Source organism: Candidatus Sororendozoicomonas aggregata (genome assembly GCF_031528575.1).
Classification (GTDB): Bacteria; Pseudomonadota; Gammaproteobacteria; order Pseudomonadales; family Endozoicomonadaceae; genus Endonucleibacter; species Endonucleibacter aggregata.
On record NZ_JAVLSP010000006.1, the window covers coordinates 22,231 to 42,666 of the forward strand.

Annotated in this window: 17 protein-coding genes; 8 read left to right on the plus strand and 9 right to left on the minus strand. The window is 45.8% G+C overall.

The features are described 5' to 3' along the window. The first annotated feature begins 64 nt into the window (after nucleotides 1-64). Nucleotides 65-3,115 (plus strand): D-2-hydroxyglutarate dehydrogenase YdiJ, encoded by a 3,051-nt coding sequence (gene ydiJ / locus V4C51_RS02065; RefSeq protein WP_330924461.1) that lies wholly within the window; start codon nucleotides 65-67, stop codon nucleotides 3,113-3,115. Between the two features lie 57 nt (nucleotides 3,116-3,172). Here ydiJ and V4C51_RS02070 read toward each other — a convergent pair whose 3' ends face one another. From V4C51_RS02070 to sfsA, 3 genes are all read right to left on the minus strand, one after another. Further along, nucleotides 3,173-4,270, minus strand: a complete 1,098-nt coding sequence (locus tag V4C51_RS02070; protein ID WP_330924462.1) for a DegT/DnrJ/EryC1/StrS family aminotransferase — start codon at nucleotides 4,268-4,270, stop codon at nucleotides 3,173-3,175. Next, nucleotides 4,270-5,208, minus strand: a complete 939-nt coding sequence (locus tag V4C51_RS02075) for a Gfo/Idh/MocA family protein (protein ID WP_330924463.1) — start codon at nucleotides 5,206-5,208, stop codon at nucleotides 4,270-4,272. Before V4C51_RS02075 ends, V4C51_RS02070 begins: the two co-directional genes overlap by 1 nt. 390 nt (nucleotides 5,209-5,598) lie before the next feature. Next, entirely contained in the window at nucleotides 5,599-6,327 is a 729-nt protein-coding gene (gene sfsA, locus V4C51_RS02080; RefSeq protein WP_330924464.1) for a DNA/RNA nuclease SfsA, read from the minus strand. A gap of 380 nt (nucleotides 6,328-6,707) precedes the next feature. Here sfsA and dksA point away from each other — a divergent pair, with 380 nt between their 5' ends. The 3 genes from dksA (at nucleotide 6,708) to V4C51_RS02095 (ending at nucleotide 9,233) form a co-directional block, all read left to right on the plus strand. Further along, nucleotides 6,708-7,151, plus strand: a complete 444-nt coding sequence (dksA, locus tag V4C51_RS02085; RefSeq protein WP_330924465.1) for an RNA polymerase-binding protein DksA — start codon at nucleotides 6,708-6,710, stop codon at nucleotides 7,149-7,151. A 310-nt stretch (nucleotides 7,152-7,461) separates the two neighbouring features. Continuing rightward, nucleotides 7,462-8,355 carry a tRNA glutamyl-Q(34) synthetase GluQRS gene (gene gluQRS, locus V4C51_RS02090; protein ID WP_330924466.1) on the plus strand — a complete coding sequence of 298 codons (894 nt, stop codon included), beginning with the start codon at nucleotides 7,462-7,464 and terminating at the stop codon, nucleotides 8,353-8,355. A gap of 65 nt (nucleotides 8,356-8,420) precedes the next feature. Continuing rightward, nucleotides 8,421-9,233, plus strand: coding sequence for a hypothetical protein (locus V4C51_RS02095; protein WP_330924467.1), 813 nt, complete (start codon nucleotides 8,421-8,423; stop codon nucleotides 9,231-9,233). A 177-nt stretch (nucleotides 9,234-9,410) separates the two neighbouring features. Here the strand turns inward: V4C51_RS02095 and V4C51_RS02100 are convergent, their stop codons facing one another. Both V4C51_RS02100 and V4C51_RS02105 read right to left on the minus strand, forming a co-directional pair. After that, nucleotides 9,411-10,163: a hypothetical protein gene (locus V4C51_RS02100; protein WP_330924468.1), complete on the minus strand. Its 753-nt coding sequence runs from the start codon at nucleotides 10,161-10,163 to the stop codon at nucleotides 9,411-9,413. A gap of 391 nt (nucleotides 10,164-10,554) precedes the next feature. Next, a complete protein-coding gene (locus V4C51_RS02105) occupies nucleotides 10,555-11,754 on the minus strand; it encodes a hypothetical protein (protein ID WP_330924469.1) in 1,200 nt (399 codons plus the stop codon). 443 nt (nucleotides 11,755-12,197) lie between these two features. Between V4C51_RS02105 and V4C51_RS02110 the strand changes: the two genes are divergently transcribed. The 3 genes from V4C51_RS02110 (at nucleotide 12,198) to tnpA (ending at nucleotide 16,078) form a co-directional block, all read left to right on the plus strand. Next, entirely contained in the window at nucleotides 12,198-13,445 is a 1,248-nt protein-coding gene (locus V4C51_RS02110; RefSeq protein WP_330924470.1) for a hypothetical protein, read from the plus strand. Nucleotides 13,446-14,007: 562 nt separating this feature from the next. After that, the gene (locus tag V4C51_RS02115) at nucleotides 14,008-15,279 is read left to right on the plus strand and encodes an MFS transporter (protein ID WP_330924471.1); all 1,272 of its coding nucleotides are present in this window, start codon (nucleotides 14,008-14,010) and stop codon (nucleotides 15,277-15,279) included. A 367-nt stretch (nucleotides 15,280-15,646) separates the two neighbouring features. Next, nucleotides 15,647-16,078, plus strand: a complete 432-nt coding sequence (gene tnpA, locus V4C51_RS02120) for an IS200/IS605 family transposase (protein ID WP_330924472.1) — start codon at nucleotides 15,647-15,649, stop codon at nucleotides 16,076-16,078. Between the two features lie 394 nt (nucleotides 16,079-16,472). Here tnpA and sigZ read toward each other — a convergent pair whose 3' ends face one another. The 3 genes from sigZ to V4C51_RS02135 form a co-directional block, all read right to left on the minus strand. Then, complete coding sequence (gene sigZ / locus V4C51_RS02125; RefSeq protein WP_330924473.1) at nucleotides 16,473-17,012, minus strand: RNA polymerase sigma factor SigZ; 540 nt, start codon at nucleotides 17,010-17,012, stop codon at nucleotides 16,473-16,475. A 78-nt stretch (nucleotides 17,013-17,090) separates the two neighbouring features. Further along, a complete protein-coding gene (locus V4C51_RS02130; RefSeq protein WP_330924474.1) occupies nucleotides 17,091-17,792 on the minus strand; it encodes a glutathione S-transferase family protein in 702 nt (233 codons plus the stop codon). Between the two features lie 285 nt (nucleotides 17,793-18,077). Next, on the minus strand, nucleotides 18,078-18,287 hold the full coding sequence (locus tag V4C51_RS02135) for a glycerophosphodiester phosphodiesterase family protein (protein ID WP_330924475.1): 210 nt from the start codon (nucleotides 18,285-18,287) through the stop codon (nucleotides 18,078-18,080). Between the two features lie 731 nt (nucleotides 18,288-19,018). Between V4C51_RS02135 and V4C51_RS02140 the strand changes: the two genes are divergently transcribed. Beyond that, the gene (locus tag V4C51_RS02140) at nucleotides 19,019-19,261 is read left to right on the plus strand and encodes a hypothetical protein (RefSeq protein WP_330924476.1); all 243 of its coding nucleotides are present in this window, start codon (nucleotides 19,019-19,021) and stop codon (nucleotides 19,259-19,261) included. A 42-nt stretch (nucleotides 19,262-19,303) separates the two neighbouring features. On the opposite strand, the gene selD is transcribed toward V4C51_RS02140, so the two are convergent. Continuing rightward, the gene (gene selD, locus V4C51_RS02145) at nucleotides 19,304-20,338 is read right to left on the minus strand and encodes a selenide, water dikinase SelD (RefSeq protein ID WP_330924477.1); all 1,035 of its coding nucleotides are present in this window, start codon (nucleotides 20,336-20,338) and stop codon (nucleotides 19,304-19,306) included. Between the last annotated feature and the right edge of the window lie 98 nt (nucleotides 20,339-20,436).

The following is a 20,436-nucleotide window of genomic DNA, read 5'->3' on the forward strand; positions in this document are numbered from 1 at the left end:
GCGGGGTTTGAGGTCAGGGCGCTGTCCTCCTACAATAAACCTCACAGTACAATGGAGTCATGAAGTGATTAGTCGACTGGATAAAACCATAACAACATCGCTTTACTGTGAGTTTGCCACTGCCCTCGGTAATGCTGGTTTTAGTGGTGATATTGATCTGGGCTATGCTGACCGGGTGGTACTGGCGACAGATAACTCAATTTATCAGGTGTTGCCAGAGGGGGTGTTGTATCCACGGTCGACGGCAGATTTGTCCACCCTGATGACCCTGATGGCTAAACCCGCGTTTCATTCCGTGGTGATTTCTCCCCGTGGTGGTGGTACCGGCACCAACGGCCAGTCATTGACGCCGGGTTTTATGATGGATACCAGCCGGTATATGAATCAGGTGCTCGAAATTAACGTCAAAGAGCGCTGGGCACGGGTGCAAGCGGGTGTTGTAAAAGACCAACTGAACGAACTCGCCGCCAAAGAAGGGTTGTTTTTTGCGCCAGAGCTATCCACCAGTAATCGGGCAACGGTGGGGGGGATGGTCAACACGGACGCCAGTGGTCAGGGGTCTGTTGTCTACGGTAAAACCCGTCATCATGTACTGGAGCTGACCTCGGTTCTGTCTGATGGTTCTGTCTGGGTCTCTGGCCCTCTAGCCGACAATGAACTTGCATCCATTTGTCAGCGCAAAGATACCGTTGGTAATGTGCACCGTGTGGTCAACGACAGTGATAAACAACATCATGAGACAGTAAAAAACATTTTCCCCAAATTGAACCGTAACCTGACCGGTTACGATCTGGCCAACATTCGCAATAAAGCGAGTCAGTTTGATTTAAATGCGATACTCTGTGGCTCTGAAGGCACGTTAGCATTAATCAGTGAAATAAAAATTAACCTGCTACCAATCCCTGAGCAGTCAGCGCTGGTCGTTGTTTTTTACGACAGCTTTCAGGCATCTTTGAAAGATGCACAGGTGTTGATGTCTGCAAAGCCTGACTCCATTGAGACCATTGACTCTAAAGTGCTGAATCTGGCAAAAAACGACACGGGCCTTTGGGCTACCGTCAAGGAATTTTTTCCTGAAAACAGTAACGGTATTGATGGCATTAATTTTGTTGAGTTTACCGGTGATGATGATGCCATTAATCATGGAATTAGTCGTTTAATCACTGTTTTAGAAAAATCACCATCGGCTGAGCGATTGGACCATGCGACGGTAATGGGCGCAGCCAATGTGAAAAAAATCTGGGCCATGCGCAAGCAGTCGGTGGCATTGCTGGGTAATATGAGCGGTGATGCTCGTCCCATTCCCTTTGTGGAAGATGTTGCCGTTCCCCCTGAAAACCTGGCGGCGTTTATCCAGCAGTTTCGGGAATTGCTCGATAAACATCAATTGCGCTATGGCATGTTTGGTCATGTGGATGCCGGGGTTCTCCATGTGCGCCCTGCCATTGATATGAAAGACCCGCAACAGGCAGTGCTGGTGCGGGCCATTAGCGATGAGGTCGCCCATCTGGCGCAACGTCATGGCGGTGTGCTTTGGGGAGAGCATGGCAAAGGTATACGCTCAGAATATGCCCCTGCTTTTTTTGCTGAACTGTACCCGGTATTGCAACAAATAAAGGCAGCTTTTGATCCACGCAATCAGTTAAACCCCGGAAAAATAGCCACACCCGCACAAGCAGAACAACAAGAACTGCTGAAAATTGATGGCGTGCCAACCCGGGGCGAAAGGGATCGTCTGATTGAGCGCGACGCCTTTGAGGTTTTCTCTAAAGGCATGTACTGTAATGGCAATGGTGCCTGTTTTAACTATCAGGCCGATAGTGCCATGTGCCCCACCTGGAAAGCGACACTCGATCGCGTGCAATCCCCTAAAGGGCGCTCGACCCTGGTCAGGGACTGGCTACGGTTGCAGTCTATTGCGGGCACGCGTATTGATAAGACCATTGAGGAAATTCGTGCGCCTTCATCGGTATTATCTGTAATAAAAAACGCCGTTAAAAAAATGAACAATCAGCGGGCAAAATGGCGAGGTGAAGAGGACTTTAGCCACGATGTCTACAAGGCACTGGACAGTTGCATGAGTTGTAAATCCTGTGCCGGGCAATGTCCCATACAAGTCAATGTGCCGGATATTCGCTCGCGTTTTTTTGAGCTCTACCACAGTCGTTATCCAAGGCCCATAAAGCATTATGTGGCTGCCACTTTGGAGCGGGCATTGCCAGTACTGGCCAGGGTAAAAAGCCTCTACAATCTGATGGTTCAGTTACCTTGGGTGGATGCTGTTATTGCACGCACAATGGGTTTAACAGCATTGCCTGTTATCACCTCAGCCTCGCCAATTAAAGACATTTGTCGTTCAGGTGCCGCCATTGCCAGCCCTTCATTGCTGAAATGTATACCCGATAGTGAAAAAAGCAAAACGGTGATTATTGTTCAGGATGCCTTTACCAGTTTTTTTGATACGCCCTTGCTGACCGACTTAACTGAACTGTTGATTCGTCTCGGTTACAGACCCCTGATTGCCCCTTTTAACCCCAATGGTAAAGTGCTGCACGTGTATGGCTTTCATAAAGGGTTCCACCGCGTTGCCCGCAGCAATGCTACAGAACTGAATGCGCTGGCAAACAGTGGCGTTCCCCTTGTTGGTATTGATGCTGCCGTCACGCTGACTTACCGTGATGAATACCACGAAGTGCCGGGCTGTAAAGTGCCCACCGTACAATTGTTATCGGAATGGTTTGCCAGCGAGGCCAGCAGGATTAAACGACTCAATTTAACGTTAACGGGCAGTTATACCTTGTTAGGCCATTGTACAGAAGTCACCAACACACCGGCATCGGTCAAACAATGGCAAACAGTGTTTGCAGCCTGTGGCTTAAGCCTCAAATATCAGCCTACAGGTTGCTGTGGGATGTCAGGCATTTACGGCCATGAAGCGCCAAACCAGCAAACGTCACGGAAGTTATATGACATGAGTTGGAAGGCGGTGGTTGAAAATCCTGAAAATACCGGGATGTTGGTGGCAACAGGGTATTCATGCAGGAGCCAGGTAAAGCGATTCAGTAATCAACGCCTTAAGCACCCCCTGCAAGCGTTGCTGGAAAAACTACAATAGCAAAAGCCCTTGCCTTATGGAAAACCGCTTTTCTTGTCACTGGGATAAAAGGGCCTCTCAAGCAAGGATTTCAAGTAAAATTGCTGACAGGGCTTTGACTTTTTCAGCCACCATACCTGGGAAAATAGGCAGTGATAAACACTGTTCACACACTTTTTCACAGACCGGTAGTGGCCGGGATGCATTACTCAAGACGGGTTGCCGATACAAAGGCGTAGGATAGAAAACCCTGCTGGCAATACTCTGCTTTTCCAACTGTTTTTGCACGGCATCCCGGTGATCAGGGACAAGAACAGTGAACTGGTTATAGGTATGCGTGTTCTCATCGTTGCCTGAAGGTAACACTAAAGGCGCTTCAGACAGGTACTCTTTATACCATTGCGCTACCTGTCGTCTTTGATGATTGTAATGGTTAATATGTTTGAGCTTTACCCTTAGCAAGGCAGCCTGAACCTCATCCAGTCGACTATTATACCCTACAGACTCATGATAATAAGAAAGACGGCTACCGTGATTACGCAATTGTTTTAATTGATCAGCGATGGCCGCTGACCCTGTGGTGATCAACCCACCATCACCAAACCCACCAAGGTTTTTACTTGGAAAAAAACTGAAGCACCCAATGTGACCAAAGGCACCCACTTTTTTTTCTTGATAGCTTGCGCCAAATGCCTGAGCGCAATCCTCAATCAATAATAAACCGTATTTTTCCGTGATAACGGTGAGCGCGTCAAGCTCAGCCGGCAAACCAAATAAATGTACGACAAGTACAGCTTTTGTTTTGGCTGAAATAGCCGGTGGTATAAGAGCTGGATCAAGGTTAAAGGTTTTATGGTCAATATCAACAAACACCGGGGTGGCACCCACCCGCAAAATAGCTTCTGTCGTAGCAAAAAAACTGAAGGGAGTGGTAATCACCTCGTCCCCATTGCCAATACCAGCGGTGAGCAGGGCAAGCACCAAAGCATCGGTACCATTGGCACAACTCACAGCATAAGGGCTGCCAAGGTAACAGGCCGATTCTTGCTCAAAGGCAGCCACCTCAGCGCCGGAAATAAACTGTCCTGAACGGAGCACTCTCAGTGCTGCCTGCTCAAGCTCGTCCTGAACAGGCGCGTGCCAGGCTTGCGTATCAACCATTGGTACTTTAAGCATCAGTATTGGCCTTGTGCAATAATATTGGAGATTTGGCAAGCGATATCCAGCGCTTTCGCGCCCTGTTCACCGGAAGCCTTAGGTGAACGCCGGCAGGTAATGCATTGCAGAAAATCATCAATTTCTTTTTTTAAAGGGTCATCATCGCGAAATTGTTGCTCCTGGCACTGAATAGTTGGGATACCGGGAAATACTTCGTTATCGCCCTTTGAGAAGAAGCGGGTTTTTAACTCTTGAAAATCGACACAGATACAGCCCGTTTTCTGAAAGATATGCATTTTTCGTTTGCTGTTCTGACTAATGCGACTTGCTGTAACATTGGCAACACAACCATTATTGAATGTCAGTCTGGCCTGAGCGATGTCAACAGTATTTGTCAGTACAGGAGTACCATTGGCTACAATATTTATTACCGGGCTATCAACCAGTGACAGAATAATATCAAGGTCATGGATCATCAGATCCATGACAACATTAATATCGATGGAGCGGGGCTTAAAGCCAGCCAGTCGGTGAGATTCAATAAATCGTGGCTCGACGAGTTCCGGGATTACGCTGTCTATCGCAGCGTTAAAGCGTTCAAGAAACCCCACCTGGAGCACCAGCTGTTTTTTATGGGCCAGTGAAACCAGTTCTTTCGCTTCAGCAACCGTAGTGGTGATGGGTTTCTCAACCAGTACGTGCACGCCAGCCTCCAGAAAATCACGTGCGATAGCATGATGCATACAGGTAGGAACAGCAATGCTCACCGCATCCACTTTATCCAGAAGTGCTTTATGATCAGGAAAGTAGGTGGTATTACACTCTCCCGCCACCTTTTGCCCCTGACTGGGGTTAATGTCAGCCACGCCAACCAGCAAGCTGGCTGGCAATTGCGAATATTTTTGCGCATGGAATGCGCCCAGATAACCGGTACCCACTACCGCTGTTCGAAGCATTAGTTTTTCTACCAAAGGTTGTATTCAATGCTTTTAAAGATAGACGCTATGGTGATCAAGTAAAAAACAAGTAAGCAAGGACATCCGATAAGGAGACTGTTCTCAATGGTTAGGAGCCTGTCGGACTTATGCTTTCGAGCATAAAATTCAGTAGGGCGAGTCAGAATTTTCGATCAATTTGTGCGAATAGTTGACCTATTTAAGCAAATTGATCGGAAATTCTGGCCGCACTTTCTCGCACTTTCTCGCACTTTCTTCTCGTACTTTCTGGATTTTAGGCCGAAATTGTCTTAAGTCCGGCAGGCTCCTGGTGCTATCCATTACCTTGTTTTCAGGAGCGCTATTGCCCTTGATGAGATGTTGATAGACGACTCTGTACTTTTGCGGATGTTACAGGGTAACAGGCAAAGGTCGTGAAAGATGAATGGATTCTGATGTGATATCGCATTGCCAGGCAAGCAATTCAACACCCGCTTTCACTGCTTCTTGCAGTGTATGGGCATAACCCGGATCAATTGCTTTGGCAGGTGCTACACGTTCGATGCCTGTGTGCTGAACGCAAAAAAACAAAATAGCACGATAGCCCTCCTTGCGAATAGCCATTAACTCCCTTAAATGTTTTCTCCCTCGAACCGTCACCGCATCAGGAAAAAGACCCAGCCCGTCCCCCTCTGCCAACGTCACGCTTTTTACTTCCATATAGCAATCGGGCAAATCTCTATCCTGAAGCAGAAAATCAATACGGCTATTTTCCTGTCCGTATCGAACTTCTTTTTTAAGGACTCGGTAACTTGCCAGCTCAGGGACTTTTTTCTGGTTCAGCAACTCTTCAACCAGCAGGTTCGCTTTTTGTGTATTGATCCCTGCACGGGTCAGCCGGGTTTCTCCGTTAAACAGGACGGGAATTTCAGCTTGCTCCCAAGTGCAGGGATACTTTCTTTTCCCATTGCCAGAGTCTGAATACCAGACCCTTTGCCCGGGATAAAGACAATTTTTCATGGAGCCGGTATTTGGACAGTGGAGAGTGATCTGACTGCCATCAGGACGCTCAATATCAGCCATAAAACGCTTGTAGCGGCTAATTAGCCGACCTTGCTGGAGGGGGGATTTATAAATCATGGTCAAATTTTATGAATTTACACTTTGCTATTCTACCGTGAGATTTTATGATGGTAGTTTGGCCTATAGCACGCAGCTATCGCCAAATGGTGGCTGAAAGACGGTTTACGGTGCAAAATCAAGCATTATCGTCTTTTCAGGAGATGCTTTGCGGATACTATCATAAAATCCATAAAATAGTGTGGCGTCTTGTCGCAGGTTTTGGTAGTTTCTGCGCCTCTATGAGGAAAGCGGGAGGCATGTGCCAGGCTTTTGTTCGTCACCAGGCACCCGAAGTATTGACCTCAGTTTCCAAGCTACCGGGGTTCCGGAAGGCGGATGGCGTAGCCATGTCAGTATACGTCATGGCACATTTTTGAGAAGGTGATGAGGCTGTAATCATGTCAGCACAAAATAAAGCAGAGCAAAAAAACCTGCTCAGATCCTTTACCCCTTACGAAGAATCGAAGGGAGAGGAGTACATGAGCGATCAGCAAATTGTGCACTTTACCCAGATCCTGCAAAACTGGAAGCGGGAACTCATGGAAGAAGTGGATAGAACCGTGAACCACATGCAGGATGAAGCGGCTAATTTCCCTGACCCTGCCGACCGTGCCAGCCAGGAAGAAGAGTTCAGTCTGGAGCTGCGTACCCGCGACCGTGAGCGTAAACTCATCAAAAAAATCAATGAAACTCTCAGCCGTATTGAAGAGGGTGACTATGGTTTCTGTGATAGCTGTGGCGTAGAAATTGGCATCCGTCGTCTGGAAGCCCGACCAACAGCCACCTTATGCATTGACTGCAAAACGCTGGCTGAAATCAAGGAAAAACAGTTGGGTTCCTGATCAGGCGCTTCCGGCTCCATGGGCATTTATATCCACAAAGGGGGAATCAACCAGAGCGTGGCCCCTTCCTTCACAGTAGTAGCGGGGATGAAATCTGCATGGATAATAAAGCGTAACCTGCACTAAAAAGCTATTGATGATCTTTTGTGAAAAACGAAACTGATAAGAAAAGCTGCCTGTTTTTCGATTTTCTGGGGAGCCTGTGGCGCTGTGAGTCTGACAATAACTTCCCGGTTTTGCCGTTCGGGCTGAGCCTGTCGAAGCTCGCTGCCACCACCGTTCGACTCTTCAGAACTCAGAATACCCTTCCATGGATGTGACACCTCCTTACACAGGCCGTTTTGCGCCCTCACCTTCAGGACCCCTTCACTTTGGCTCTCTGGTCACCGCTTTGGCCAGTTATCTTGATGCACGCGCCCATCAAGGGCAATGGCTGGTTCGAATAGAAGACATTGACCCACCACGGGAGCAGCCAGGTTCAGCTTTATTGATCCTGAAGGCACTTGAAAACTACGGGATGATCTGGGATGGTGAAGTCCTTTATCAAAGCTTGCGCACAGGTGCCTATCAGCATGAGCTTGAGCGCTTACTTAAGCAGGGGTTGCTCTACCCTTGTACTTGCACCCGCAAACGACTGGCCGGGCTTGCCGGTGTTTACCCTGGTTACTGCCGCAGCAAAACATCAATGCCTCAAGGGCCTTATTCCTTGCGCCTGCAATGTCCAGATCAACCTGTCGTATTTGAAGATCGTATTCAGGGCAGACAAGAACAGCAGCTTAGTGCACTGGGAGACTTCATTCTGAGGCGTAAAGATAACCTTTATGCTTACCAGCTGGCCGTCTGCGTCGACGACGCCTTTCAAAAAATTTCCCATGTTGTACGAGGGTACGACCTGATGGACTCCACATCAAAACAACTATACCTACAGTCTGTTCTTGGCTATAGACAGCCAGCCTATGCCCATGTGCCAGTGATAACCGCAAACAACACCGGTGAAAAATTGAGCAAGCAAAACCATGCTGCCCCACTGCCATTGGATGAACCCCGTCCTTTATTAATCAAGGCGATGAACGTTATTGGAGTTGACCTGGATATCTCGCTAAATCACTGTTCTGTCGAAGAAATTATCCACTGGGGTGTCAAACACTGGCGTATTAACAACATCATCCAAAGCTCGTCCATCCCACTCCCCCCCCTTTCCTAGCTGCCTGCACAGTGGTATACATAGAAAGAATTTCATCGGATTTGATATGTTCAAGGGAGCGGAATATGTCGATTGCGAGAAAAACCCTTCTCTGGTGCCTTTTGGCACTGCCTGTGACCGGTCCCCTTGCCCTTACAGAGCAGGACTACGTGCCAGCAGGTGAACCCATTAACCCTTTTGACCTGCCCGATGTTGAAGCTGCCTCCGAAGAGGAAGAGCCGCTTGAGACTTCTGTGGAAGCCTCGCTCTTTTGCCAGCAGTCGCGGGCAGAGCGTGATCGCCAGCTAGCCATCGTCGCCAACCTGAAATCCCTCGCTATCCCAAGAGATGATGACGCGGCCCTTTGCTTCTCAGCAGAAGAGAACCTGCTGTTTGTGGCCAATCAGGAAGCTGAGGTTGAGCTCGGTCCAGTAGCCAGCTGGTATGATGAAATCAGTGAGGATCATAAGTCAACCGTAGAGGTGGTCTGCAAAGAGGCAGGCACAGATTTTGACGATGTCTTCAGCGCTTATGACCGTTGCGTGGAAAGCCGCTATAAAGAAATGATGAGTCCCTATGAAGAGCGCTATCAGCGGGAAGCCGTTGGCTATATTCGTAAACGCCAACATATGGCTCTCGCTATGGTGACCAGGTGCCAGAGTGCCCTGACGCAAAAGAGGCCTCTGCTACCAAGGGATTTAACCTTTCCCCTGGCGCTTTACGACCCGAAAATCAATACGGTTCCCAGCTGGATTCTTGAAAAAGGATTACTTGATGATGTCTTTTTGAGCCGCTCTGGCAGCTTGCGCGTTAAAGATGTTATGCAGGCTGCATTAGGCTCTGCCTGCCCGGGGAATATGGTGTTATGGGTAACCTATCAGGCTCCGGCAAGTACTTAAGCCCGACAGGCTCTTAGGAGCCTGTCCGAGAATAGACTGCCCTACTGCGGTTGCGATAAATTGGTCTAAAAATTCCTGCTTCTTCATCAAATAGCCCCACTATTATCCTCAGAAGCAGAAATTTTTATCCTCAATTTCTCGTAATCCTCGCTACGGGCGCTATTCTCGGTCAGGCTCCTAGATCTTGGTTAATAAACCAAGGAATTGCCAATTTTCGTTAGCATCCAGGTATTGTGCCAAATCACTTGGTAATGCCCTTCTGGCGTCGACTGCCATATTAATGCTACTGCCAGATTCCCCTAAAACAGCCTGGTAAACGGCAATAGGCAGGTAAGTGCAGGTAACACCCGTAAATAATGATGTTGCACTGGCTGTTAACTCCTGAGGGATATCGCCCTGGAGCATGTATTGAAAGTTAAGCTTTCTTGCGTATGAACGAGCCGACGCCCCATAACAAGCATTACCAAAATAGACCATAGGCAATGATGTAATGCTGTAGACACCCGATGTGTACACATCAACACCATCCACCATTTTTTCGCGCTGCTGGCCGAAGATACTTATCTTTTGCCTTTCCCCTCGCTGAAATCCATGACAACGCGAAAGCCAAACTGTGCCTACAGTCACAGCCCGTGACGCAACGTTAAAATCTTTAAAGCGATAAACCCTCTGATGAATCTGCGCGCGACCGGGTTCCAGGTTTGAGGTGGCCAGTACCGATCTGTGAAGCCCATGCTGACGATCAATTTCCAATACCAATGCTGAGGGCATATGGGTGCTAACATCTTCCTCTATTCTGGCTACAAGTGCTGAATGCCCATATATAACACTGTCAGACATAGCTTTTTCAGATCGGTGGGAAATGATCACATCACCTTCTTTTAAATCCCCCACAAAAATACGTTCTGACGGTGCCTTATAACCGAGCATAAGTAACCACACCCTGGGAACTTAATGGATAATCTGAAGGAATTTCTCACAATAGCGTCATAGAATGCTTGAGATGAACCCACCTTAAACAAAGAGTCTACACCACAACCAATAATTTCGCCTGATAGTAAAATGGTCGGGTCGAATGAATTAAGACACCTTGTTTAGCAAAACAGCACTTCCAGAAACGAGGCAGCACGGTAAACAGAAAGAACAGGCTTTTGGTGGCTTCAGTAGACAGACACCACCCCTTGAGCAGCAGAAAGTAATAATGCTCAGGCAAAAGTAACCTAAGTCGATCAGAGCTGGAAAGCAACCATAAGCCTGTTAGAAATTAAGTTTCCAGCCCCGATCAAGGCGAAAATAATCAGTGACGTTTACACAGAACTATCTACAAGCCTGTTTCCTGCGTTTTTGCTTCTTTCGTTTCCTGCGTTTTTGCTCCTTTCGTTTCATGTTTCCTTAGTTTCTCTAGATTGTGTAAACACAAAGCAATCATATATGGGTGGTTGTTTTTATTCTCTTCACTTTCATCGTATGTAGCCGTTTCCCTATTCACACCCATGGTTTGAAAATTTTGAGTAGATTTTACTTGGAATAATGAACGACCAGTCAACTTCACGGCAATGACACATGTTATCAAGGTTGCCTGTGATTTATAGTTGTTCTCCTTCTTCGGCCAGTTTAAAAGAGCTAACATCAGGTCAGGATGTAGATAGTCATCTTCATCCCAGTAATCGCAGATGTTCATATCATGTTTTACCAGTTCAATTGATAGCTTGCTTTTTTCTGGTAGCCATTCAGTTATTTCATAGAGAGGCGTGCTGTTGACTTTCATTTGTTTTTCAAAATCATCTCTCTTATCCTCCTCCCGTATTGTCTCTCCATCACCTGTTTCAAGGGATTCTACAACACGCGCTACAGCATTTTCAAAGCTCTGCTTTGAAATCCAATTTTCGCCCTTCACCGTTTTCGTCTCCAGTTCGGGAACAGCGTTACTGGTGGGAAGTGAAGGCCCGGTTAGCCCCCAATAAGTCAGTTGTGTATGAAGACTGTACCTCTGCTGGATATCATTAGCATCAAAAAACCATATATCAGGGCAGTCTTTCGGTATGATCGTCTCTTTTTCAGCATCAGTCAGAAGCCTAGAGACAATAAATCCGATTGTACCTGCGTATTCACCCCTTATTTTTGAATGAACAATATCTGGATTTTTGTCCCGATTTTTTGGGTTAGAGAGCCCGGCAATACACAATTCGGCTATTAACGCCTGGGGCCGGTCATAGGCCTTCAACCTGGCTGTTAAAAAAGGATTTTTTTCTTCTTCAGCCTTACTGATTTCAGCCATTACATTATCAAGATTTTTAATTATTTTGTTGATTTCATTATCAAGATCAACAAGTTTGGACTCATCTTCTACAGTCTCATTAAATTTCCTGGAAGGCTCTTCTAAAGCCTTTTTGAGTTCGTCCCTTAACGTGTGTTCATTTTCTATTGTATAGGTTGCGTAGGAAGGTGCAATGGAAAGAAAACCAAAAAGCAAACAAAAGAGTTTGAATAGCACCCTGGGTTGTTTGTATAGGCAAAGCATAATACTATCTCACATATATAATGACCGAGTGAGTATAGTCTATAAGTTGACCACCGATCACAAAAAACAAGCATTTTTTTTACACAAAAAACAAATAAATTTTCGTCACATCTACCCTTTAAATTAATTCACTAAAATTGAAAAATTGGCAATGCTAATTCATGAAAATTATTCTTGATACTATAAGAAATCTTGTTTTTGAAAAAAATGATGATTTGGGCGTTGTTCTTGCGTCATGTAAAAAGCAAGGGCTATCGGCAAGGTGCTGACGTAGATAGTAAGAGCATCCCAGCAAGGCATAAAACCAGCCTGGAAATAGCTTTATCCAATGTGTTACGGATCAAGGCATACGCTGCTGTCTGATTGTCAAGATTCATTGCAAAACTCACGGGTAAATTTCCTATACTTAAGAAAATACCCGACAAAGCTCAAGGACGAAGCCAGTGAGTAAGATAACAGGGAGTTCCGGCGCAGCTCAGCCAGCTGCTCATTCAAATAGCCCGGCAGACAATAACACCCCGGAGAAGCCCCAAAACACCCGTTCAGATCGAGTTTCCCAACTGCCAGCCGATGCGGTTCAACCCACTGCCACTAAAGCGGAGCGTGAGTCGTCCGCTGAGCAAACATTTTCTCCTCTGGCGCAGCGTCAAATTGCCGCAGCCCCGGCACAGGGGGGGGGCAGTCTCAGCCAGGGCCGACAGCCGAGTCATGCGGATCAACTGGCAATTCTCGAAGTTGATATCCAGATTGCCGCCCAGAGACTGGCCGTGAGCGCCCGTAATAACAAGGGGCAGTGCCAACATATTGAAACCTTGCTCAATAACTACATGGACAGGCTACAGATGATGGGGAATCCACCCTATGCCACCAGGGAGCTCGCTTTGATACACGGCTACCTTCAAGAGCAATTGGCACAAATGCCACCGGTTCACAAAGGCTTTACCTGTTCCAACCCTAATACCAACTGTCAGTTTCTCAGTGAGATGGCGGATAAGGTAAATGACAAGATCATCGCCATCATGCGTGCTCCAGACTATATCTTTGACGACTTGGAGATACCTGGTGAGATTGAAGAGAAAATGCGAACCTTAAGCAAGGGCTATCATGATGACGATATTGCAGCTATGAAGGCCAATTGGAATGAGAAAGGCCTGCTGGTAATGCCAGACCAGACCAGGGTCGATTTGACCAGAAACATAATACGTATCCATAATGGCAGCGGTATCTGTTTTGACAACAGCGCGCTGTGCATTGAACATGGCAAGGCGGCTTATGAGGGAGAAGCGGCTGCCAAAGAGGTTCGTCAGGCAATAGAAGACCAGATTATCAACAACCTTGATGATCTCCCTATTGACACCCGGATGCAGATATTCAGCCATATCAACCAGACCGAGCTGAATCATATGTATTTCAGTCTTCATGCCACACTGAAGAAAAAAATGCCTGACTGGGGCACATTGTCCAGGCAGAACCCGGAGCAGGCCATTGATATAATACGTGACAAAAACAGCGCCCGCATTATCTATAACATGAACTCTCGCCCAACCTTTCTCAGGGAAGACAGTGGTGAGGTGCTTGAGTATGACGGCCAGTCACGCGTTTCTCTCAGCCGCACCATTACCATCGACAACAGCGGCAATGTTGATTACGGTAAGACCAAGGTGCAGATTTATCTCCATGCAGTTGGCTAAACGTAACGCCCTTGAGTGGGCGTCTTTCGAATCACGCAACACCCACTCCATTGGATTTTAACGAACATTGCGGAATTCTCCATCCATAGCGGCATTGCGTAGCGTTGCCGTTTGGGTGGAGATGGATAGCAAACAGCCCGTAGAGGGCTGTCATTACTCCAGGAGCCTGACCGAGAATAGATTGCGCTACTGCGGTTGCGATAAATTGGTCTAAAAATTCCTGCTTCTTCATCAAATAGCCCCGCTATTCTCCTCAGAAACAGACATTTTTATCCTTAATTTCTCGCAAACCTCGCTAAGGGCGCTATTCTCGGTCAGGCTCCTGGCCCTCGCTGAAAGAATCAACGATTGCACATGCTTCACGGCACCAGTCCATATAGGGCTTTAACAGTCACTTTTAAAAAAACCTTAACCAGATGCTTTTTTTACTTTATTAGGCGACTTAATGAAGTTATTTCATCTGAGTTTAGGCAGATTCATGCCAAAAAGTTCTAGCAAAAATGCTTGTCCCGTCTATTTTCATTTTTAATAAGAAAGAATCACTGTGTCAGTCTGTCTCGTTATGAGTAAGCAATTTAAACATTTAATTTTTATAACCGCCATTGGTGGAGCATTTGAGCTGTTTGATTTTGCTATCTTTCTTCACTTTTCCAGCTATTTAGCCGAAGTTTTTTTCCCTCCTGAGTCAGGTCTTGGCGGCATGATGTCGGTTCTGGTGATTTTTGCTGTCAGTTATGTGGCCCGACCTGTCGGAGGTGTAGTTTTTAGTCACTTTGGCGACAAAATAGGTCGCCGCAGTCTTTTTATTGTTTCTCTGATATGTATGACCGGTGCGACCCTTGGCATTGCCTTGTTGCCGGGGTGGCACGCTATCGGCATCGCTGCGCCGCTCCTGTTAGCATTTTTTCGTATTGTACAGGGGATGTCTTTTGGAGGCGAAGTGCCAGCGGCTTATATTTTTGTGGCTGAACATGTTGATAAAAGGCAAAGAGGGCTGGTGACTGCCCGTATCTGTGCTGGCTGTGAGGTGGGTGTCATCATGGGCGCTGTCGCAGGTGCTCTGTTAACCACCGTGTTGACACATGATGAAATTGTAAACTGGGGATGGCGGATTCCCTTTTTCGCAGGTTGCGTATTGGGAGTGGTTGGCTATGAGTTGCGTAAAAGAACCATAGAAACCCCGGTGTTTATAGAGATGCTCAAGCTGGTTAAAAAGCAGCGGGTTCCTGTTCTCACCTTGTTTTTAAACTACAAAAAAGCAATGATCCTTGGCGTAGGTATCACCGCTGTCACTGGGGCTATGAGCGCTGTTCAACTTATGTTGCCAGTCTACCTTGATGTTACGCCGGCCTTTAAGATGCATATTACCTCTGCTTTTTGGGTAACGGCCTTATTCTCATTGATTTGCACATTAATGTCATTGTTTATTGGTCAGATTTCAGACAGATGGGGACGCCGTTTTTTGGTGATTGTGGGAACAAGCCTGGTTATTCCGGTGGGTTTTTTAGCCCAATATATGCTGGTTCAAAATATTGAGGGGGCCATTTGGTTCTTTGTTATTGGACTCTCCTTAACATCCAGCATTGTTTTATGCTCCTTTGCTTGTGCGATTTTAGAGTTATTTCCCACTGAAGTTCGCTATTCGGGGCTGGCTGTCTCATACAATTTGGGTTTTGCCTTATTCTGCGGTCTCGGGCCGATGGTTCAGAATAAACTACTGCAACTGACTGATATGGCGCCTTTTTACATTTTGACAACAGGCGCGTTCATTACATTAATCGCGGCCCTATCCGTTTCGCCCAAGCATAAAGAGTCATTAATAACAATAAAATAGCCTTCTGCATAGCTGTGCTCTTATACCAGTAGTCTATTTCAGGAGCTTGTCGGACTTATGCTTTCGAGCATAAAATTCAGTAGGGCGAGTCAGAATTTTCGATCAATTTGTGCGAATAGTTGACCTATTTTAGAAAAACGATTGGTATGAGTTTATAAAACGCTATTGGTTTCCGAAAGAGTACTCCTGCCGAGCCAGGCGGAAGGTGAATTTCGTTCAGCCCGTCCAGGGCTGGTCCTGGTTCTCGATATATTCTTTAATTAATCACTGATAAACCCCCGGCTATGCCGGGGAGACTCTCATAGGTTTAACCGTAGCGACAATAACTACCTTTCAGTTTCCGACCAAGAAAATTGAAGGTAAATCTATGAGAGACTACAAGAGTTTGGCCCATACTCGTTGGGATTGTAAGTACCACATTGTCTTTATCCCAAAGAGAAGACGAAAGGTGATATATGGAAATTTGCGTAAGTTTCCTGAAGAAATTTTCCATGAGCTTGCCAGAAGGAAAAACTGCAAGATTCTGGAAGGGCACTTGATGTCTGATCACATTCATATGTGCGTTAGTATTTCGCCAAAATATCCGGTATCCCATATTGCTAGTTATCTGAAGGAAAAATGTGCAATAGAAATTGCAAAAAACGTCAAAGGAAAGCAGCGTAACTTCAGTGGTGAGCACTTTTGGGCAAGAGGTTACTTTGTCTCAACGGTAGGGCTCGATGAAGATATGGTTAGGAGATATATTCGGGATCAAGAAAAGAATGATGCGAATAGAGAGCAGTATGATCTTGATTGGTAAGCGCCCTTGGGCGCAATGAAAGCCCTTATAGGGCGTAATCTGATAAGCCTCCGGCTATGCCGGAGGTCGGTTAACTTAAGCGTTAGAGATTAACATACCGATTGTATAAATGAAGATTCTCAGGGTATATGAATTCACTGGAGGCGACACCAGAGCAGCATGGGTGACGTCATGTTAATACCATGACTATTACGGTTTGATTCCGAGGTTGATGTATTCGATGTGGTAGCGCAACCTGCCAAAGTCCAACCCAAAGCGAGACTTAGAAATAAAGAATTCCTTTTCATTGGGGCTCCCTAATACTCAAAATTAAAATGTTTTGCTTTATCTACGACCGACGTAAGTTTTAAAAGTTTCAACAAAAACAATACATTGTAAAAAATAATTGGGGCAACTAACAGGAACTACAGCTATCCGCTTTCATGGTGCAACCTATGGCGTTGCCTAACGCATCTAACTCAAACTGACAACATTGATCGAACAAAGCTTTTAGATCCTTACGTGCTTTTTGAACTCGTGATTTTAAGGTGGAATAATTCATACTGTGTTTTTCAGCGAGTTGTTTTTGCGAGACACCTTCTATGTCTGCTTGCCATAGCAGGTGTGCAGATTCAGAATCAAGGCAGTCGATAAAGGGTTTCACACATTTTGCCAACTCATGTTCTTTTTCGGCGTCATTCTCATACCAAAGATTAGTGGCGGATAACGGTTTTTGACTCGCTTGTTGGCGATAAAAGTCAATAATGGCGTGATTAGCTATTTGCATTAGCCAAGGCTTGAGGCTAGTGGCATCACTTAACGAGGCTAGGCCCTTATGCACTTTGATTAAAATGGTCTGCAATAAATCATCAACATCAGCCTGATTGCTAACCTTAGATGATAGAAACTTAAGCAATAAGCCACGATATTGCTGCCAAATGTCTTCAATTTTCATAATGTAACAACTATAGACTGCATAAATGTGAATAGGCTAGAGGTTACCAGAATGACGCTCTAGCCGAAAATATATACTTTAACAGCAACTGGCGATTTTACATCGATCAACCGTTGCATAGCAATCGTTAAAACCATTACCAAGCCAAGTTGATTCAGACAGATAAAAGTCACTAAATTTGGACTCGAAATCTTCTGAGATTGATTTATGAGTTAAACCTGTATTCATCAAGTTTTCTTGCCATGCTTTTACTTTTGGTAAGTTCGTGAAGAAGTCATAGCCTGATTTATCTTTTATGATTTGCGCGCGATGTAATAAAGGTAGCCAGGCAATATCGGCCAACGACAATTGTGCGCCTTTAAAAAAAGGTCCTTCGCGCAACTGCTTCTCAACGGTTGCGAAAGCTTTGCTCAACTTTTTGTTACGCTCATCAAACGTTATTTGATCTGGACTACGCATTACCGAGCATTGAGTTAAATAATGCTTGGTAGCCAAATAACTCCACGCTCTGTCTAACGCCTTTTGTTCAAACGAAACCCCATTTTCAAGCTTAGGATAAACTTCTTCGATATATTCGATTATCGCATCCGATTCAAAAAGCGCTGTGCCATTTTCCGTGACCAGTAAAGGAACCTGCGCGTTAGGTGAAATATCCAAAAACCATTGTGGCTTGTCACCCAAGCTGATGTATTCAACATCGAAGGCAATATTTTTAGCTGCAAGCAAAGCGGTTACACGCTGTACAAAAGGGCAGATTTTAAAACTAACAACTTTAAGCATCTTTAATCCTAATCATTTTGTTTAATTCTCACCCTATAAGACGAAACAAAATTAGAAAAGACGAAAAGCCGCCAAAAATTACGAAGTTTTTTTGATGACTTTAAGCTTTGGCTAGGTTTCTAACCAATTTTTTTTAGCGAGCCGTTTTTCAAATAAATCTATTGGCCTGCTTGGGTTGGGTGTAATGTGCCGGGTGTTCTTTCTGATTAATACAATAAATTGCCGTGTTGACAGAACAGAAAGGGTCTACTCTGATATCAGAAAATAGCCACCAACTGCCTGATATCATAATGATCGCCTCCATTGAAATGGACCGTCCTGGTGCCGTATAAAATTCACTGCCCGATCAGGAAAATCAGTAAACAGACCATCAACATCCACTTTATTCAGAAAGATATCCAGCATATCATCAAAGTTTTTGGCATAAGTAGGTACACGTCCCTCATCCGCCCGGAAGGTATAAGGGTATACTTCCAGACCGGCTTTATCAGTCAATAAGGATGTTGCTTCGCTCTACATGCTTTAGGTGGCTAATGAACACCACCTAAGCAACAACACAACCTTCGAGGCAGAGCTTGGCAATGCCTGCGGCTGTTTCCTCCACCAAGCTAACGCTCTGGTGGGGGTTTTGACCCTGCGCTATTTGATAAAAGCATCGTTGACGTTTGACCCCCCGGGAAAAAGGCTCGCTGTCATAATTATGGCAAGGGTTCTGCGCTGAATAGGTTTCAGGATAAAGCCGGTGGTAAGCACATCTCTGCAAGGAGTTGTCGTATAAAGCACTTATCGGCAGGAAACGGTTTTTTTATTAAAGTACGCTCTCGCCAAAGCCGACTATTATCACGGTATTTTGAGAAGAAAATAAAATCAATCTTCTACTTTACAAAGGGTTGTATATAGGTAATTATACGGTTCATTGATTTTCTTATTACGTAACGTCAGGGAGGTGGTCTGAGCTAGGAGCCTGTCAGACTTAAGACAATTTCGGCCTGAAATCCAGAAAGAGCGGCCATATTTTCCGATGAATTTGCTTAAATAGGTTAACTATTCGCACAAATCCATCGAAAAATCTGACTCACCCTACTGAATTTTATGCTCGAAAGCTTAAGCCCGAGAGGCTCCTGGCATTTTACATACGTTGAACTATAACTATAAGAACTGAAACGTAAGTCTAATAATAAGGTTGGAGCAAAGCCTCCAAAGACCAGAAATAAGAGGAAACAGCTATGGCACGGAGAAAGCCTACAAAAGCAACTGGTTTTGACGGTGTGGATATCGGTTATCTTGGCAGCCGTGATGAGCCGGCTGAAGAGAGAACCGTCGAATCCCGTAAAAAACTAAGGCAAAGCCTGAATAACCAAATTGAAGAGTTTTTAAAAAATGGTGGGAAAATTGAGGAGGTTCCCACTAATGTAACCGCAGATCCACCGAAAAAGCCTAACGGCGACTACGGCAACAGACCTATTTAGTGCCACCGTTTTACCGGAAACAGCCCTGTACAGGGCTGTTTTTTATACCACTTCAATAAGATGAGGCGTTTTTTGCTCAGTGAGTTTGCCAATACTTTCCAGCTTAAGGGCATACCTGGCAGCCTCTTTATGAAACGCGCCTTCTGCTTTTTCCGGGACAGCAACCAGTAGTCCACCACTGGTCTGCGGATCGCACAAAATCTGCTGCTGCTCTTCTTTCAAACCGCCGACTTTAAAGCCATAGCTATCAAAATTGCGTTGTGTGCCTCCGGGAATACAACCCAGGGATTGATAATGCGTCACAAACGGAAGTAATGGCAATTTATCACCATAAAGTATGGCACTGACATGACTCCCTTCACAAAGCTCCAGCAGGTGACCGAGCAGGCCAAAGCCAGTGACGTCTGTCATAGCGTGGATATCGGTTATTGTCCCCAGGTTTTCACCAAGGCGATTCAGTGCGCACATGGCATCTCTGGCAATATGCCTATGCTCCTCTCGTAGCTTTTTGGTTTTTTGAGCTGTTGTCAGGATGCCGACCCCCAAGGGTTTGGTCAGATAAAGGTTATCGCCGGGCCTTGCCATAGTATTGCGCTTAATTTGCCCAACAGAAACACGTCCAGTGACAGCTAATCCAAAAATAGGTTCAGGGCTATCAATACTGTGACCGCCCGCTAACGGAATACCTGCTTCAGCACAGGTACGACGGCCGCCATCAATCACCCTGGCAGCAATCTCCGGTGCCAGCGTATTCACAGGCCAGCCCAGTATTGCTATGGCCATCAAGGGGGTGCCTCCCATGGCATAAATGTCACTGATAGCATTTGTCGCGGCAATACGACCAAAATCTTCAGGGTCATCAACAATAGGCATAAAAAAATCGGTTGTGCTGATCACAGCCTCACCATTACCGAGATCGTATACAGCGGCATCATCTTTACTGGCATTTCCAACAATAAGCCGTGGGAAGTCAGGTAATTCAAGCTCGGTGGTTAAGATAGTTTCCAGAACGGAGGGGGAAATTTTACAACCACAGCCACCACCATGACTGTATTGCGTGAGCTTGATAGATTCCATATTCTTGTCTGTCTTCTGCGTTGAAAGAGTAATGAGCACCCCGGGACAGTACCTGTTTTTACAACCAAAAGCACCGTCATTCTGAATTCAGGATGAAA

What these genes read in the sequence shown, in the direction of transcription:
- tnpA (WP_330924472.1), top strand. Translation starts at nt 15,647, where the DNA reads ATGAGAGACTACAAGAGTTTGGCCCATACTCGTTGGGATTGTAAGTAC.
- V4C51_RS02070 (WP_330924462.1), bottom strand. Translation starts at nt 4,270, where the DNA reads ATGCTTAAAGTACCAATGGTTGATACGCAAGCCTGGCACGCGCCTGTT.
- gluQRS (WP_330924466.1), top strand. Translation starts at nt 7,462, where the DNA reads ATGGATGTGACACCTCCTTACACAGGCCGTTTTGCGCCCTCACCTTCA.
- V4C51_RS02105 (WP_330924469.1), bottom strand. Translation starts at nt 11,754, where the DNA reads ATGCTTTGCCTATACAAACAACCCAGGGTGCTATTCAAACTCTTTTGT.
- selD (WP_330924477.1), bottom strand. Translation starts at nt 20,338, where the DNA reads ATGGAATCTATCAAGCTCACGCAATACAGTCATGGTGGTGGCTGTGGT.
- sfsA (WP_330924464.1), bottom strand. Translation starts at nt 6,327, where the DNA reads ATGATTTATAAATCCCCCCTCCAGCAAGGTCGGCTAATTAGCCGCTAC.
- sigZ (WP_330924473.1), bottom strand. Translation starts at nt 17,012, where the DNA reads ATGAAAATTGAAGACATTTGGCAGCAATATCGTGGCTTATTGCTTAAG.
- dksA (WP_330924465.1), top strand. Translation starts at nt 6,708, where the DNA reads ATGTCAGCACAAAATAAAGCAGAGCAAAAAAACCTGCTCAGATCCTTT.
- V4C51_RS02140 (WP_330924476.1), top strand. Translation starts at nt 19,019, where the DNA reads ATGGCACGGAGAAAGCCTACAAAAGCAACTGGTTTTGACGGTGTGGAT.
- V4C51_RS02095 (WP_330924467.1), top strand. Translation starts at nt 8,421, where the DNA reads ATGTCGATTGCGAGAAAAACCCTTCTCTGGTGCCTTTTGGCACTGCCT.
- V4C51_RS02130 (WP_330924474.1), bottom strand. Translation starts at nt 17,792, where the DNA reads ATGCTTAAAGTTGTTAGTTTTAAAATCTGCCCTTTTGTACAGCGTGTA.
- V4C51_RS02075 (WP_330924463.1), bottom strand. Translation starts at nt 5,208, where the DNA reads ATGCTTCGAACAGCGGTAGTGGGTACCGGTTATCTGGGCGCATTCCAT.
- V4C51_RS02100 (WP_330924468.1), bottom strand. Translation starts at nt 10,163, where the DNA reads ATGCTCGGTTATAAGGCACCGTCAGAACGTATTTTTGTGGGGGATTTA.
- V4C51_RS02115 (WP_330924471.1), top strand. Translation starts at nt 14,008, where the DNA reads ATGAGTAAGCAATTTAAACATTTAATTTTTATAACCGCCATTGGTGGA.